Here is a 16,925-nt window from a genome sequence, read left to right as displayed (position 1 = left end):
GCGGGCTTAGCCGAGTTGACACACTTTTGCTTGCTCTTTATTATTGCCTGGTCAATGAGTAATCAAAGAGAATGCCAGCTTGCAATGCCAAATAAGAATTACGTATGAAAATTTTGGCGATACTCAGACCACCGTATGTACCCTACTAATAATGAGGGTCAGCTACTTGCCTAAGAATAGCTGACCCTCATCGTTGATATACATCTACACAAATAGCTGACTATTAAGTAGTTACCTATACATTCTTAATAGAAAATGAAATAAAAGAATTAGTTAACTGAAGCAGTTTAATTTAAAATAGAAGGCATTATTTTTAGCTTTTATAGATTATAAAGGTTGTTTTAAATTTATAGTATAGCCTTTATAGTATTATAAATTTTCAGGTTAGTATTAGCAGTGCTGCACTTTCTGCATCATTTTTCTTTATAGCTAATCTATCAATAGCTGTTATTCGCCTTTATCTAATACCATGCCAAACATATAAATCAATGTACTTCATATTGCATATTATATGACACGACCTGGTATCCAACAGATTTTGCTAACCTCTGCGTAACCTAACAACTGACTTAATTGATTTTTAAGGAATTAAGCGTACAGTATACCTATGTGTTCTGCCTAACAGGGCTGTTGGCTAATCGTTTCTATGGATGCGTTTAGCTATGTTTAAAACAAAAATGCCCAGCTCTATGCTGGGCATTCTTAACACGTATTCTGTCTGTGTCCTTATCTACGCCAAACGAGTTTATTTATATTGTCTCCAATCTTTTTACCTTCTGTTAAGCCAACCTGGTTGTCATTGTTCGTGTGTATACCTCCGTAGAATCGGGAGTTGGCGCATTCAACAGCCATAGCCCAAAACGATTTGAAACGACGAGGTTTATACGCCGTTCCGGTAATGGGATCGGGTGGGTGTCCGTAATGCGTACTATCGGTCAGTTCTATACGCTTTCCGTATAAGTCAGTTAATACCGTTGCGGCTGCCGCTGCCTGCGTGGAGTGGCCCGACGAGAAAGCAGGAAAAGGAGGCTCCGGCCAGAATGGCCTCCACTCTTTACTAATCGTAGCGGTAATAAACGTAGACGGACGCTCCCGGTGATACATATATTTACACTTCCAGCAAGTTATGAAGGCGTCGGCCACGGCCATGCCTACCCGAGCGTAAGTCTCGGCGGCTTTTACCAAATCTGGTTTGGCTACCTTGATAGTTGTTGTCGCTACGTTATACGAATGCCCAGGTGGAGCAGCCGTGTGCGCTGGATCATCGGCCCACCAAATGGCGATTTCTTTTTCTTCTTTGGTTAATACTTTATTTTTTTTGTAAACGGCTTCATGTTCCTTATAATACAGGGAGCCAGGAAGTGACGAGTATTCTAAAAGCGTTGGCAAAGGCAACGTACCATTGCTTGCAACAAATGTACGGTTCTGCCCCCAATCAGGGTGCAAGGGATAAAGCGACGGTGACTGCCCCGACCCTTTAGGCGGAGCAACCCAATAACTCTTCCCGACAGGTACTTTGTAATTGGGGTTAAAATTGCGGCTATAACCTTCGTAACCGCCATCCGTTTTTGACCAGTCAAAAATAGCGTTGGCCAAACTCCACCCATATATGACCGACCGCTCAACAACGTCCTGCTTTTCAGTAGCAGCTAACCCATTAGCAACCGCTGTTTGTAATGAATCAACCCGGCCCATAATGTTTCCGTGCGGGTAGAGCTTATACAGCATTGATGCCTGCGCTGCATTGAGCACCAGCGGCCAGTTATATTCTAATTTAGGCTGCGGCTGGGGCAACGCAGCTAACCCATTAATCTGCCCGGCCAATGAACGATACGCGGGGTTGCTATGAACCACGCTTTCATACATGGTTATGCCTAAATAAGCCAGCGAACGGGATGAATAGGTGGGACTGTTGTACGGACTATTCTTTATAACATACAAGGACATGTCGGCCCATTTCACAGCCACCTCTGAACTCGACAGGGAGGCATTGTTTTTTTGAGCAGACGCATGACGTTGAAACCCGCACAGTAATAACAGTACGTTGCAGAATAAAAGAACAGACAAAAAGGAAACAACCTTGCTCATGCTGTGATGCACCCAAACAATTAATGTGCCAACCCAAACAAAGAAGGCTTTGAGTTGGCCCTATTCATACATAGTATCAGTAAAGTACGGATTGGTACCGATACCTAAGACCAATGTTATTTACAACTCATACTGTATAATGAACTAGCAATAAAAATACCAGACTAGAAAATTTAGTAACATAAATTAATGAATTTATCGTAATTAGGCGGCTGGCGTTCCAGTTGAAACCCGCGATCGTATAATTAAAAATGCGGGTTTCCACCCAAGTACCTGAAGCGCTAGACTCACTTTGATTGGATTAGCGCTTCCCCTCTTGCCCAAACTGATGACCACACAGAGCCAACGCATTAACGCCTAAGCATGGCACTCCACTTTTTAATGCATTTACCGCTTAATAATGTTCTTTTTCTTCGGTATTACCATTTACTCCTTTTGGCAAATCTGCCGTTGGAGAATTTGTTTTGCTTCGTATATTTGAAACCGTTGATAAGTCAGTTTATAGTTCAAACAACTCATTATGAGTTTGTTGAGGTCTCTTTTCTAACGTATCAATGCCCTGTTCCACCAGGGGTCTCATACTAACCGTTCAACCCGTTGCCATTGTCTCCCCAATCGCTAACTGATTGGCTGACAAGTATGTAGTCGCATGAAAGTATCGCCCACACAACCCTTCCAGATTGTTTACTCCTTACTGGACCATGAGTTTCTGGGCTACCTGATTGAAGCTTTCGTTGTGCAACGAAACAGTAAAGGCGAGTTGACCCTGTTGAATCAGACACTGTCAACTCAGAACGTTGGCGAATTTGCGCAGGAACTGGACGAGCGAGACTTCGAACTGGTTAAACTAATCGACAGCATTCAGCAGGATACCATCGTTAAGAAGTTTAACACGAAGAAGTTACCGGCTGTCGACTTCTTTCTGAAGATATACGACCCGCAAAAGGGGGATAAACTCGTGCAGGAAGCCATCTGCGGCTACCTCGAGAACATGAAGGCGCAGATTATGGCGTTGATGCCCAACAAGCCTTTTTATATTATGGGCAACGATGGCAATCCGGCCTGGGAGCCAATTGTCTGGATGCCCGAACCCGCACGGGTTCATTTCCACTTCGTTCGTAATCCTGATTCAACGCATTACTTCCCGATCATCCGCTATCCCGTTGGCCAGGCAGGCGAGACCGAACGAGTCGAGTTTCAATTCAAAGACGCTTTAATGATTTGCGATGAACCGGCTTACATGATGGTGGGTAACCGGCTGTATCATTTCAGTAAGAACGTAGACGGTAAAAAGCTTAGACCGTTCTTCAATAAAAATCACATCATCATTCCCCGCAATATTGAACAACAGTATTACGAACGCTTTGTAACCCAGCTCATTGCGGCCTACGACGTATATGCTAAAGGGTTCGAAATCAGGGCGGAAGTATTAGAGCCAACGCCGGTGCTAACCGTTTCCGAAATGATTATGTCCAGTCGGTCTCTTTCGGCATCGGTCGTTAAGGCTGGCTCCGACGCACCAGACGAACTAGATGCTGACGAAGAGTCGGGGCAACGAATTGCCTTCGATTTATCGTTTCAGTATGGTGATTTTACGTTCCGCTTTGATAGCTTCGGTCCATCGGCCAATGTTAGTCTGGAAAAGAAAAACGATGATTACGTTTTTCATAAGATTCGCCGGGACCAACGCCTGGAGCGGCATAAGCTTGGCTTCCTCCGCGACACAGGACTCGACCTACGCCATGGTCGGCTCGCCCTGCCAAAATCCGAAGCCTTTTCCTGGTTATCCGAAAACAGCGAGAAGTTACGCGAAGCAGGCTTTTTGCTCCAACAGCACGCGCAGGACACCAAACGGTATTTCTTAGGCTATTCGAGCATCAACGTATCCATTCAGGAAGGTCGCGATTGGTTCGACATTTATGCCAATGTGCGGTTTGGGGACTTTGAGATCCCTTTTTTGAAGCTGCGAACGCTAATTCTGAATAAGAAGCACGAGTTTACGCTGCCTAACGGCGAGGTCGCGGTAATTCCGGAAGCGTGGTTTACCAAGTATTCTGAATTGTTCGGTTTTGTTGAGCAGCCCGAAGGAACCGATCAGCTGGTACTTCAGAAACATCATCTTGCGTTGGTGCAGGAACTGGAGCGCGACAATCTGGCAACGACCTTAATGAGCCGGAAGCTGGAACGGTTGCGCGACTTCGACGAGATTGAGCGTTTTCCGCTACCCAACCATTTTAACGGTACCCTCCGCCCCTACCAACAGGCTGGCTACGACTGGATGAATTTCCTGCGCCAGTATCGCTTCGGGGGTTGCCTGGCCGACGACATGGGCTTGGGAAAAACCGTGATGACGCTCGCGATGTTGCAGGGCCAGAAAGAAGCGGGCGCTACGGACCCGACGTTGTTGGTTATGCCTACGTCGCTCCTCTACAACTGGGAGCTGGAAGCCCGTAAGTTCACGCCCGACTTACGCGTGATGGTCTACACGGGTACGTATCGCGAAAAAAACACGGCCCAGTTTGACGGCTATGATCTCATTCTGACGTCGTATGGCATTGTCCGGATCGACATTGAGATTCTGAGCGACTACCGCTTCAACTACGTTATTCTGGATGAGTCGCAGGCCATCAAGAATCCGTCGTCGCACATCACGAAGGCCGTGATGCAACTGAATGCGGCCCATCGGCTTATTCTGACCGGTACTCCGCTCGAAAACAGCACTATGGATTTGTGGACGCAGATGTCGTTCATCAATCCAGGTTTGCTGGGTAGTCAATCGTTCTTCCGTAACGAGTTTCAGATTCCGATTGAGAAACGACACGACGAGAGCAAAACCGGCCGTTTGTATGGGTTGATTAAACCGTTTATGCTCCGGCGCAACAAGTCGCAGGTGGCGACCGATCTTCCCGACAAGGTCGAAAGTGTGTTGTATTGCGAAATGACGCCCGACCAGGAAAAGCAATACGAAGAAGCTAAATCGTATTACCGCAATCTGATTCTGGAGCGCATTGAGGAAGATGGCATGGCAAAGTCGCAGATGGTTGTGCTACAAGGCCTTACCAAACTTCGGCAGATCGCGAACCACCCCCGTATGGTTGACGCCGACTATGAAGGTGACTCCGGCAAGCTTGACGATGTGCTGATGCGACTCGAAAGTGCCATGACGGAACACCACAAAGTGTTGGTGTTTAGCCAGTTCATCAAGCATCTGAGCGTTGTGCGGCAATATTTAAAGGAGAAGAATATCAAGTACGCCTATTTAGATGGGTCTACCTCGGATCGGCAAAGTCAGGTTGAGCTATTCCAAACTGATGATTCGGTAAAACTCTTTTTGATTTCGTTGAAAGCGGGTGGCCTGGGCCACAACCTGACGGCAGCCGACTACGTATTTATTCTCGATCCTTGGTGGAACCCGGCTATTGAAGCGCAGGCCGTTGACCGGGCGCACCGCATTGGGCAGCAAAAAACCGTCTTCACTTATAAATTTATTGCTAAGAATACGGTCGAAGAAAAGATCTTGTCGTTACAACGTGCTAAGCAGCAACTCGCCGGTAGCCTGATCACAACGGAAGAGAATTTTATGAAATCGCTGACCAAAGAAGACATTATGGTGCTGCTGGAATAACAAGAAAATTTCCTTTTGATCAGCCAGTTGTATTTAGCATAAAAATAGCCAGCGTCTCTGCTGGCTATTTTTACATACTATTATAATTTTATCCTTGTTATCTCTGGCCAAACGTAAAGTAGACCCCTGCTCCGAGCAAAAGAAATTTACTCGTATCACCATCGCTAAAAACGATATGATACCCCGCATCAGCATTTACCCCAAAAGCTGGTGAAATGGCATACTGCAAGCCTACTTTGGGTGCGACCCCAAAATTATTAGCGCTCTCTGATGCTTTTATGGTATTAAACCCGTCAGATATTTCAACTGTGCCAGCGGCTCGGTACAATCCAGCTTCTATACCAACATATGGTCGCAAAGCTGACTCGGAAAAGAAGTATTCGGCCTGTCCTGTTACCGCAAGAAGATTTGCAGAAGCTTTAACTGACCCGCTAGCCCCTATTCCGGCTCCAGAGCCAAAATCGAAATTAGCAGAGCCGTTACTACTAAAATACCGGCCGTTTAATCCAACTGCCAGATTCGGGCTGACAAAATAGCGTAGCGTAACTCCACCACCCCATGGTCCATCAGAGAAAGAAGACCCTGACTCTGCGGGCCCAAGATAATTGCCTGTTACATTAACTTGAAACTGCGCCTTTGCTCCGCCCGGCAAAAGCAGGGCAACCATAACAACTAATAAGGAGGCCGTAACTTTAATGGTGTTTATCATGATGAGTATGTTGATTTAATCAGTGCGAAACTACACCTTATGAATAAAATAGCCTACGTTCATTTAGCTAAAGGTTACTGGTTCAGCTTAGAAGTAGGTTAAGCAGTTGTCTAACTACCTATGGTAGCGATAGTATTTCGGTGAAAAGGTTACGAGTACGTTTTACTTATCGCACTAGCTTTAGCTACAGGAAACTACTGGCAAACAGCTACCTCAAATAAACACCCACTCTGTTTTCGTCGCTGAGCACAACGTCAACATGTTCGGTCAGGGTTGTGCTAAGCTCATACCCCTTATAATCAGCCAGCACAGGGTAACGGGGATGATTCCGGTCGATGAGCACAGCGACCTGCAATTTTCGTACCGGCACGCTCAAAAACGGCTGTAAGCTAAACGCCAGCGTTCGGCCCGTATACAGCACATCATCGACTACAATAATAACTTTATCGGTAAAGTTAGTAGCGGCATAATCGACATCAACAACTGGTTGAGCTGGTTGCGTTTTATCCAGTTTAAGCTGAAGCAGCTCCACCGAGAATGGCGTAATAGTTTGCAATTCGCGAACCAGCGCCTGAGCCAATATGTAGCCTTCGCCCGACACGCCGGCGAGCAAAAGAGCTGTCTCCTCGAAATTATTTTCGTAGATCTGAAAAGCAATTCGTCTGATTTTTTGGCGAATCTGTTCAGCATTCAAGATAAGCGTCGGCTCGGAGGTACTCATGTAATAATCAGAAACGATTGATGACGTAAAGATGAGAAAAGTCGGTTACCCAATGAAATAAGTAAAAGCCGGAGCGCAGCTTTAGTTGGCATAGTTTTCGCCTTTAGTCTTGCTAACGTCATAACTCCTCGATCCAGCCATGAACATTTTTGTGAATTTTGTTTTCATTGCGCTAATCTGGTTACTTCCACACAAAGCGCTGACTGATAGCGACATTACACAGACAGTGTGTGCGTCGCTCCGCAGCGGTGATGCCAGTCAACTCTCTACTCGTTTTGCTAAGAGTATCGAGTTAGTGATCGATGCCGAGAAAGTCGAGTTTTCATCCGTACAAGCTACACACGCAGCGCTTATTTTACGTTCGTTTTTCAGAAAGTACCCACCCCACAATTTCCAGTTTGTTTATTCAGGTGCTTCCGATCACTTACGCTATAGTACGGGTACCTACGAAACAAATGGGCAAACGTTTGCCGTTTATGTCTTAATTCGGCAAACCAACGGTCAGCGGTTTGCCATTCAGGCCTTGCATTTCCGCAAAGAGTAATCGGATAGGCGTTTTGCTGCCATCAGAAATCGTAAATCGTAAGTCGCAGATCGTAAATCGCTGTATCTTTGCCTCTTCATTTAGACGGTTGGCCGATGCCAGTGTTATGATTGTTAAGACTAAAAAATACGCGTTAGACCAAAAAACGTACATTAACATTGCCTTGCGGCAATGGCTGAAAGATAACTGGAAGTGGGCATTTGTGCCGTTGGGCCTAATCATCCTGAATGCTGTTTTGAACGTAACGGGGGCTTATCCTAACATCTGGATTTACATTGTGATTGTGCTCCTTACGATTCTGTACGTTTTGTTCTGGGCCATTCAAATTACGGGCATTGCCCAGATGGAACAAAGCAAAGCCTTGTTTCAGAAGTACGTATACGAGATTGACAGCCGCCAGATTTTGATGCGAATCAACGCGAAAGAAGGCGGCATTCTGAAATGGAGCCAGATTAATGGCGTTATTAAAGATAAGGAGGCATACATCCTGTTTCTGGACAACGCCGAAGCGATGAAGAATGTGAAGGCCAACTGGATTGCCCGCACGGTGACCAAGGGGCTAGCTAAAGCACAATTTCTGTATCTGCCGTTCAATATTTTCACCAGTGACAATGACCTGCGTTTTACGGATGCTCTGCTGAGACGTAAAGGCCTGCTACCCGATAGTGCAGTGGCCGAACCGGTGAAGTAAATATCTATAATTTTTCTATCGTTTAATACGCGGGCGACCTAAGTCGCCCGCTTGTGTAATAACCCTTTCGTAATCTATGAATCAGATGATCAGAAGTTGGGCAGCTCTGCTCCTCTTTGTCGTAACACCAGTCCTCGGCCAAATCCAGAAATCGGTTACGCTCGACGAGATTTGGGGGCGTAATCAGGGTGTATTTACCCAGCGCACTGTCCAGGGAGTTAACTGGATGAAAACGGGCGGTTTCTACACAACGCTCGACGCTGGAAAAGTAGTAAAATTTAGCATTACCACCGGTCAGCCCGTCGAGACGCTATTTGATCAGAACCAGGCAACTGTTTCAGGGGTCGGCCAGAAGATTCAACTGGAAGGGTATCAGCTCTCCGCCGACGAACGAAAGCTGCTCATTACCACGGAGGAAGAACCTATCTATCGCCGGTCGAGCAAGGCCCAATTCTACGTTTATGACTTATCAACCAAGCAGCTAAATCCGCTAAGCCGGCATGGTAAACAACAATTCGCTACGTTCTCGCCAGACGGTAAACGTGCGGCCTTCGTGCGCGATAACAACTTGTTCAGTGTTGACTTAGCTACCGGTGCAGAAACCAAATTGACTACCGATGGTAAGCGTAATGCAGTTATTAACGGCGCTGCCGACTGGGTTTATGAAGAGGAGTTTAGCATGGCACGAGCGTTTGAGTGGTCGCCGGATAGCAAGCGCATAGCCTGGATTCGGTTCGACGAAAGCCGCGTTCCCGAGTATGATATGCAACTCTGGGGTGGGTTATATCCGGTTGAGTACCGCTTCAAGTACCCGAAAGCGGGCGAAGCCAATTCGCTCGTAACGGTTTGGGTAGCCGATGTTAGCACAGGGAAGAAAGTACAGGCGCAAACCGGCACAGAGACCGACATTTATCTGCCGCGCATCCAATGGACAAAAAGCCCAAACCTGCTTTCGATCCGACGTCTTAATCGGCTCCAGAACAAACTTGATCTGTTGCATGTAAATGCCACCACGGGTCAGGCAACTACAGTCTTGAGCGAGTCGAGCCCAACGTATGTCGATTTAGAGTTTACGGATGACCTAACATATCTGCAAGATGGAAAGTCGTTTGTCTGGAGCAGTGAACGGAGTGGTTATAAGCATCTGTACTTGTACGACATGACTGGTAGGTTGATTCGACCCATCAGCTTAGGCGATTTCGAAGCGTTCAATATTGTGGGCATTGACGAAAAAAACCAGGTCATCTACTACCTGTCTACCGAAGTGTCGCCTTTAGAACGGCACCTCTACCGAATTGGCCTGGATGGAAAGAATAAGCAGCGGCTCACAACACAGGCAGGAACGTATACCGCCAATTTCAGCCCTGATTTCGCCTACTACCTGCTCTACCATAGCTCAACCAATTCGCCTACCACGGTTAGCTTGCGAGAAGCTAAAGGCACAGCTGATGTTAGGGTGCTGGAATCAAATGACGCCCTCAAAAATCGACTGGCAGGTTACGCCTTAGCCCCAAAACAGTTTTTCCAGGCTAAAGCCGCCGACAATACACCCCTGAACGGCTGGATGATTAAGCCAATGAACTTCGACAGCACGAAGAAATATCCGGTGCTTATGTTCGTGTACGGTGGACCCGGCTCCCAAACCGTTAAGAATGACTGGGATACAAGGGACTTCTTTTGGTATCAAACGCTGGCTCAAAAAGGATACATCGTTGTTTCAGTTGATGGACGTGGTACGGGCGCTCGGGGCAACGCTTTCCGCACCGTTACGTATGCTCAGTTGGGCAAGCTCGAAACCGAAGATCAGATTGCGTCCGCTCGTTATTTGAAAACGCTGCCCTACGTTGACCCAACGCGGGTTGGTATTTGGGGCTGGAGTTACGGTGGCTATATGACCGCATTATGTATGACACTTGGGGCCGATGTTTTTAAAGCCGGTATCTCAATTGCTCCAGTCACAAACTGGCGATTCTACGACAGTATCTACACAGAGCGTTACCTGAAACGCCCTCAGGAAAATGCATCGGGCTATGACGATAACTCGCCTGTGACGCACGCGGCCAAGCTACGCGGCCCTTTCCTGCTCGTTCACGGCACGGGCGACGATAATGTACATTTTCAGAACTCAGTCGCGCTGGAAAACGCCCTGATTGCTGCCGGGAAGCAGTTTCAATCGTTTTACTATCCTAATCGGAACCACGGCATCTACGGCGGCAATACACGCCTGCACCTGTATCAGATGATGACGGATTTTATTGAGAAGAACTTGTAAAGTAATTCTCGTTCAAACACAGAGATCACTAAGGTTTTCACGGAGTACACAGAGCGAAAGAATTCTGTGTACTCCGTGAAAACCTTAGTGATCTCTGTGTTTAGAAAAAACTCTTACTTCGCCTGGTTAGTAAAATCAACCACGGTTACGTCGTCCAACGAAGATCCGAGCGTTTTGCCGAATTCTTTATGTGCCGGATGCGGGAGATACGCATCCCGGTCTTTCTCCGAATCGAACGTCAGAATGAAGGCATGGGTTAGGCCCTTATTTAGTTTTTCGGGGCTGTTGTTGGTTCCCCATTGAAACCCTTTGATCTCTTTGATCTTCGATGGCAAGGCCTCAAAAGCCGCTACGATTTCTTTTACTCGTTCGGGCGTTGTTTCGGGCTTGAACTTAAACAGCACGATGTGCTGTACTACAGCATTTTTCATGGGCTTGCGAGGTGGTTTGGCAAACGAGCCAACAGTTAACAGGAGCGAGAAAGCCAGCAGCGTCAGGGTTTGTTTCATGGAATCAGTTTTTTCGCAAAGAAAACAAAAAAGACCTGCAAGGCTTTCAATTCCTGGCAGGTCTCTAAAAATTAGTCGAACTACTTATCCTAGTTTCACTTTGAGGTTTTCATCCAGTGCCTCCAGAAAGTCCTCCGTGTTGAGGTAGTGCTCACCAGCCACCAGCTTCGTGCCAGCCGGATAAGCCGAGAGCGCCAGGTCTTTCGTCATTTTGCCACTCTCAACCGTCTCAACGCAGACTGCCTCGAGGGCGTTGGCGAAGTCGATCAACGGCTGGTTATCATCCAGCTTCCCCCGGAACGCCAGACCACGTGTCCAGGCATAGATCGACGCGATTGGGTTGGTCGAGGTTTTGTTGCCTTTTTGATATTCCCGATAGTGGCGCGTTACGGTACCGTGGGCCGCTTCGGCTTCCATCGTTTTGCCATCGGGCGTAACAAGTACCGATGTCATCAGTCCCAACGAACCAAAACCTTGGGCTACCGTATCTGATTGTACGTCGCCGTCGTAGTTTTTACAAGCCCACACAAAGTTACCTTCCCACTTCAGGGCCGAGGCAACCATGTCATCAATCAGGCGGTGTTCATAGTGTACTTTGCCTGCGTATTCGGTGTCGTAAATTTCCTGAAAAATGTCCTTAAAACGACCATCGTATTTCTTCAGAATTGTGTTCTTAGTCGACAAATACAGCGGCCAGCCTTTGTCCAGCGCCACGTTGAAGCAAGCCCGGGCAAAACCACGAATCGACTCGTCAACGTTGTACATGCCCATGGCTACGCCAGGTCCCTGGAAGTTGTATACCTCAAAATCTTGTACAGTACCGTCTTCACCTTCAAATTTCATGGTCAGCTTCCCCTTGCCCGGTACTACAAAATCCGTAGCGCGGTACTGATCACCAAAGGCGTGGCGACCAATGATGATTGGAGCCGTCCAGTTCGTAACCAAACGAGGTACGTTGCTCATGACGATTGGCTCGCGGAACACGGTACCGTCCAGAATATTCCGGATCGTTCCGTTCGGCGACTTCCACATCTGCTTCAGGCCAAACTCCTCAACCCGCTGCTCGTCGGGCGTAATAGTAGCACATTTGATACCAACACCGTACTGCTTAATCGCATTGGCGGCATCAATAGTCACCTGGTCATTGGTCTCATCACGATACTCAATACCAAGGTCATAATATTTAATATCAACATCAACGTAAGGCAGGATTAGCTTATCCTTGATGAATTTCCAGATGATGCGGGTCATTTCGTCGCCATCCAGTTCAACTACCGGATTGGCTACTTTGATTTTTTCCATTGAGACTAAGGTATAAACGATTGAAAACGATACAGAAACTTGGCGCAAAAGTAGTGAATCTAAAATAAATGAACGACCCAGCTGCGGCTTATCCACCTAACTGTGTTAGCGGAACCGTTTCCTAACTCTTACTCCAAAAGACAGGCGGTCAGGGGGGATAGCTGGTAGTTAATAAGTAAGCCAGGCGATAACCGCCTGTCTGATCGATCATTACTCAACTAACAAATCAAGATTATGGGACTCACATTAATGATTATCATATTCGTCGTTGGCGTAGTAGCCGTCATTCTAATGATTTCCCGACTCTCGGGTAAGGGCGGCAATAAGGCCAACGACCCGGAAGCCGGAAGCCGACCTGGCATAAACCAACAGGGTCCATCTGATCGAAGCTAATCCTGTTGGAGTAATCACTAACCAAGAGGGGATAGACAGATAAGCTCTTTTGATAATCAGATGTTAGGACTTCTCTACCGCGAAATACAGTTAGGTGGATAAGCCATAAAAAAAGCAACCCTGATTAAGGTTGCTTTTTTTATAAAGTAGAATCATAGATTACAGTATATTTATTTTAAAAATAATCAGCATACGCAATATAATTTTGATATACCTATGAGAAACTGTACTTATCTGGTAGGAGCCCTGCTACTAGCCCCTCTTCTACTGTTCGGGCAATCTAAAAAAACGGCGAAGGGTGGTATGGACCGGGCTGCGAGTAATCGAATCGAGAAGTTAAAGCAGGAAGCTGCGGCTGCCGTTGAAGCCCGAAAAGACCAGGCGCAACAGATCAACGACATGCTGTTTAGCTTCTCTGAACTTGGCTTTCAGGAACAGGAAACGTTCAACTACTTAACCAAACTGCTTGAAAAAGAAGGGTTCACTGTGCAGAAGGGCATTTCGGGTATGCCTACCGCCTGGATTGCTACGTGGGGCTCCGGGAAACCTATCATTGCTATCGGTTCCGATGTTGACTGTATTCCCAAGGCCAGTCAAAAGCCCGGGGTAGCCTATAAAGATCCGATTGTAGACGGGGCACCCGGACATGGCGAGGGGCATAACTCGGGCCAGGCGCTGAACATTGTATCGGCGCTAGCTGTCAAGCAGATCATGGAACGTGAGAAGATTCCGGGTACACTCATGCTATGGCCAGGTGTGGCTGAAGAACTTGTTGGCGCAAAAGCATTCTACATCCGCGACGGCTATTTTAAAGATGTTGACGCCTGCATTTTTACGCACGTTGGCAATAACTTGGTTACCTCCTACGGCGATGCAGGCAACAATGGGCTTGTATCGGTCAAGTTCAACTTTGAAGGTTCAGCCGCCCACGCAGCAGGAGCACCCTGGCGCGGAAAGAGTGCCCTAGATGCCGTTGAACTGATGAACATTGGCTGGAATTACCGACGCGAACACCTTGAATTAACCCAGCGTTCGCACTATGTCATTTCGGACGGGGGCGACCAGCCTAACGTCGTCCCTTCAAAAGCGTCAGTCTGGTACTACTTTCGGGAACGTAGTTATCCAAAGATCAAGAAACTGTTTGAAGCTGGCATAAAAACGGCTGAAGGCGCAGCTTTGATGACTGATACCAAGTTTACGTACGAGATTTTGGGATCAGCCTGGCCGGGGCATTTCAATAAACCTATCGCTGAGGCCATGTATCAGAACATCAAAAAAGTAGGTTTGCCTACTTGGTCACCCGAAGATCAGATGTTGGCAAAGGCAACTCAGAAAGAATTGGAAGCCCGTAAGGTTGAAGGGCTTGCTATGAAACTGGATAGCCTTGGCCTACCTGCTTCCACGGCTCCGACGGTGATGATGGGAGGTCAAACTCTCGTGCCGCTCACAGGTGGCTCCGACGATATCGCCGACATCTCTTGGTCATTGCCAACCATTGTGCTACGTTATCCGAGTAACATTCCTGACTTACCTGGTCACCACTGGAGCAACGCCATTTCAATGGCTACTCCCATTGCCCACAAAGGCATTGTAGCCGGTGCCAAAGCCGAAGCCATGACCTTACTCGACATGCTCATGAAACCTGAAATCATTAAGGAAGCATGGGTTTATTACAAAGAAGAGCAAACAAAAGATCAGAAATACACGCCACTCATCTCGCCTAAAGAGTTTCCGGCTATCTACTTGAACCAGAAGATTATGGCCGATTTCAAACCGAAATTAGAGAAGTTTTACTATGATCCATCAAAGTATAAAACCTATCTGGAGCAATTGGGCATCAAGTATCCAACCCTGCGCGACGATCAGCGTGCTGAACTAGAAAAAGCTAAAGAATCAAAGGGGAAGTAGTTTGTCAGTACTAATCTTTTAAGAGCTGCTCAGCCGGTTCGTATCCCAGAGTTACAAGAAAAAGCCTACCGTTTTAAAACGGTAGGCTTTTTCTTGCTAGCAAGATTGCTAATATTATTTTGTGCGACTGCGTTGCGCATGATTTACTTCGCGTACCATGTTCATCAAGCGCTTCCAGCAGCGACCTATTGCTTTTTTGTCGTGGGTAGCTTGTGGTTGTGGCTTAGCTGTTTCTGTCTTGGCAGCAGGGACCGGGTCTATAAGGGTCTTAGGCGCTGTGTTGCGGGCAAGAACGGGAGCCTTAGCCGACTTAGTAATTTCTTTTGAACGGCCATCAAGGGATTGCTTCGGCGGGTCTTGCCTTACATGTTCTCTCGATAAAGCCCATGTTGGCGCCGTTATTGACAGTGTGAGTACCACACCGATTGCCAACCATCCTTGTCTCCTCATTCCGATATTCTTTCTCATAGTTGGGTTATTAGGAACAGACACTGCCTGGCAGAACTGCTTAAACAAGGCTGAACCGGCTGTAACAAATTTAACGAAGAATAATGCAATTAATTGATATGAACCCATTAAATTATTTTTCTAGCTAAACAATAGATAGTTTGCTGGAAATGCATTTTGAGCCAAACAAAAACCGTTCCGAGTTTAACAACACCAAAATATTATTCTTTACGAACCTTTCTAATCAGTCCAATAATCTACTTAACCTACTGATTAATAAATCTTTCCAGTGTTTACTTAGCCCCGCAATTCAATAGTAGAGGTGCAATCGTTGCCCGCCGGAAACTGTTATCTTTGCGTCACTGTTTGTAATAAACTATGTTCGAGAATCTTCAGGATAAACTCAATAAGGCTATTAAAACCCTAAAGGGGCAAGGCCGCATTACCGAGATCAACGTTGCCGCGACTATTAAAGAAGTCCGCCGTGCTCTCACTGATGCCGACGTAAACTATAAAGTTGCCAAGGATATTACGGATCGCATTCGCGATAAAGCTCTCGATCGAAAAGTTCTCATTTCGGTTGAGCCTGGCCAGCTCTTTGTCAAGATTGTGCAGGAAGAATTGACCGAGCTAATGGGGGGTGAAGCCCAAAGTATTAATATTAAAGGTGATCCCGCTGTTATTTTGATTGCGGGTTTGCAAGGATCGGGCAAAACCACGTTCTCGGGTAAACTGGCTTCTTATCTGAAAAAGCAGGGGCGTAACGTACTGCTTGTAGCCGATGACATTTATCGACCAGCGGCCATCGACCAGTTGAAGGTGTTGGGTGAGCAGGTCGGCGTCGAGGTGTACTCAGAGCCTGAGAATAAAAACGCCGTTGAAATTGCACAAAACGCTATTTCGCAGGCGCGTAAGACCGGCAAAAAGGTCGTTATCGTCGATACAGCAGGCCGTTTAGCGGTCGATGAAGCGATGATGCGGGAAATTGAAGCTGTTAAGCGAGCTATCAATCCTACCGAAACGCTATTTGTTGTCGACTCCATGACGGGTCAGGATGCGGTGAACACGGCCAAGACCTTTAATGACCGGCTCAATTTCGACGGGGTTGTATTGACCAAACTCGACGGCGATGCCCGCGGAGGAGCGGCTCTTTCAATTAAAACGGTTGTTAATAAACCCATCAAATTCATCAGCACAGGTGAAAAGATGGAAGCCCTCGACGTGTTCTACCCTGATCGGATGGCCAGCCGAATTTTGGGCATGGGCGACGTAATCTCGCTGGTAGAACGGGCTCAGCAGGCATTTGATGAGGACGAAGCGAAACGCATCAACGCCAAGATGCGCAAGAATCAGTTCGACTTCGATGATTTTTTGTCGCAGCTGCAGCAGATCAAGAAAATGGGGAACGTTAAAGACCTGCTAGGCATGATCCCTGGTATGGGCAAGATGGTGAAAGACCTGGACATTGATAACGATTCATTTAAGCCCATTGAAGCCATTATCAGCTCTATGACCCCCAAAGAGCGTAGTCGTCCCGAAATCATCGACGGTAGCCGTAAAAAACGCATTGCCGCCGGTAGTGGAACGAGCATTCAGCAAGTAAACAACTTACTGAAGCAGTTCGACGAGATGCGTAAGATGATGAAGAAGATGAACACGATGCAGGCTTCGGGTAAACTGAACAAAATGATGCGCTAATTGCATTGCGAAAGGTTT

The 16,925-nt window shown here is 47.0% G+C and carries 13 protein-coding genes; 7 read left to right on the top strand and 6 right to left on the bottom strand.

Annotated elements, in window-relative coordinates; translation table 11 throughout:
* Positions 1-726 precede the first annotated feature (726 nt).
* Positions 727-1,947: a vanadium-dependent haloperoxidase gene (locus ACFSUS_RS18535; protein ID WP_381525221.1), complete on the bottom strand. Its 1,221-nt coding sequence runs from the start codon at positions 1,945-1,947 to the stop codon at positions 727-729.
* 790 nt (positions 1,948-2,737) lie between these two features.
* On the opposite strand from ACFSUS_RS18535, the gene ACFSUS_RS18530 reads away from it, so the two are divergent.
* On the top strand, positions 2,738-5,713 hold the full coding sequence (locus ACFSUS_RS18530) for a DEAD/DEAH box helicase (RefSeq protein ID WP_381525220.1): 2,976 nt from the start codon (positions 2,738-2,740) through the stop codon (positions 5,711-5,713).
* A gap of 97 nt (positions 5,714-5,810) precedes the next feature.
* Here ACFSUS_RS18530 and ACFSUS_RS18525 read toward each other — a convergent pair whose 3' ends face one another.
* Together ACFSUS_RS18525 and ACFSUS_RS18520 are read right to left on the bottom strand one after the other, a co-directional pair.
* On the bottom strand, positions 5,811-6,422 hold the full coding sequence (locus tag ACFSUS_RS18525; RefSeq protein ID WP_381525218.1) for an OmpW family outer membrane protein: 612 nt from the start codon (positions 6,420-6,422) through the stop codon (positions 5,811-5,813).
* A gap of 208 nt (positions 6,423-6,630) precedes the next feature.
* Positions 6,631-7,143, bottom strand: coding sequence for a phosphoribosyltransferase family protein (locus ACFSUS_RS18520; RefSeq protein ID WP_381525216.1), 513 nt, complete (start codon positions 7,141-7,143; stop codon positions 6,631-6,633).
* Positions 7,144-7,282: 139 nt separating this feature from the next.
* On the opposite strand from ACFSUS_RS18520, the gene ACFSUS_RS18515 reads away from it, so the two are divergent.
* From ACFSUS_RS18515 to ACFSUS_RS18505, 3 genes are all read left to right on the top strand, one after another.
* Positions 7,283-7,687: a DUF4783 domain-containing protein gene (locus ACFSUS_RS18515; protein WP_381525213.1), complete on the top strand. Its 405-nt coding sequence runs from the start codon at positions 7,283-7,285 to the stop codon at positions 7,685-7,687.
* A gap of 106 nt (positions 7,688-7,793) precedes the next feature.
* Positions 7,794-8,378: a YcxB family protein gene (locus ACFSUS_RS18510; RefSeq protein WP_381525211.1), complete on the top strand. Its 585-nt coding sequence runs from the start codon at positions 7,794-7,796 to the stop codon at positions 8,376-8,378.
* A 76-nt stretch (positions 8,379-8,454) separates the two neighbouring features.
* Positions 8,455-10,650 (top strand): S9 family peptidase, encoded by a 2,196-nt coding sequence (locus tag ACFSUS_RS18505; RefSeq protein ID WP_381525209.1) that lies wholly within the window; start codon positions 8,455-8,457, stop codon positions 10,648-10,650.
* A 113-nt stretch (positions 10,651-10,763) separates the two neighbouring features.
* Here ACFSUS_RS18505 and ACFSUS_RS18500 read toward each other — a convergent pair whose 3' ends face one another.
* Both ACFSUS_RS18500 and ACFSUS_RS18495 read right to left on the bottom strand, forming a co-directional pair.
* Complete coding sequence (locus tag ACFSUS_RS18500) at positions 10,764-11,159, bottom strand: Dabb family protein (protein ID WP_381525207.1); 396 nt, start codon at positions 11,157-11,159, stop codon at positions 10,764-10,766.
* Positions 11,160-11,243: 84 nt separating this feature from the next.
* Positions 11,244-12,461, bottom strand: coding sequence for an NADP-dependent isocitrate dehydrogenase (locus ACFSUS_RS18495; protein ID WP_381525205.1), 1,218 nt, complete (start codon positions 12,459-12,461; stop codon positions 11,244-11,246).
* Between the two features lie 234 nt (positions 12,462-12,695).
* On the opposite strand from ACFSUS_RS18495, the gene ACFSUS_RS18490 reads away from it, so the two are divergent.
* Together ACFSUS_RS18490 and ACFSUS_RS18485 are read left to right on the top strand one after the other, a co-directional pair.
* Complete coding sequence (locus tag ACFSUS_RS18490; protein WP_381525204.1) at positions 12,696-12,854, top strand: hypothetical protein; 159 nt, start codon at positions 12,696-12,698, stop codon at positions 12,852-12,854.
* 216 nt (positions 12,855-13,070) lie between these two features.
* Positions 13,071-14,762 carry a peptidase dimerization domain-containing protein gene (locus tag ACFSUS_RS18485; protein ID WP_381525202.1) on the top strand — a complete coding sequence of 564 codons (1,692 nt, stop codon included), beginning with the start codon at positions 13,071-13,073 and terminating at the stop codon, positions 14,760-14,762.
* Between the two features lie 114 nt (positions 14,763-14,876).
* On the opposite strand, the gene ACFSUS_RS18480 is transcribed toward ACFSUS_RS18485, so the two are convergent.
* Positions 14,877-15,338 (bottom strand): hypothetical protein, encoded by a 462-nt coding sequence (locus ACFSUS_RS18480; protein WP_381525200.1) that lies wholly within the window; start codon positions 15,336-15,338, stop codon positions 14,877-14,879.
* 249 nt (positions 15,339-15,587) lie between these two features.
* Here ACFSUS_RS18480 and ffh point away from each other — a divergent pair, with 249 nt between their 5' ends.
* On the top strand, positions 15,588-16,907 hold the full coding sequence (gene ffh, locus ACFSUS_RS18475) for a signal recognition particle protein (protein ID WP_381525198.1): 1,320 nt from the start codon (positions 15,588-15,590) through the stop codon (positions 16,905-16,907).
* Positions 16,908-16,925: the final 18 nt, after the last annotated feature.

The sequence above is a fragment of the Spirosoma soli genome (assembly GCF_042684525.1).
GTDB lineage: Bacteria > Bacteroidota > Bacteroidia > Cytophagales > Spirosomataceae > Spirosoma > Spirosoma soli.
This window is presented reverse-complemented; position numbering and strand designations above follow the sequence as displayed.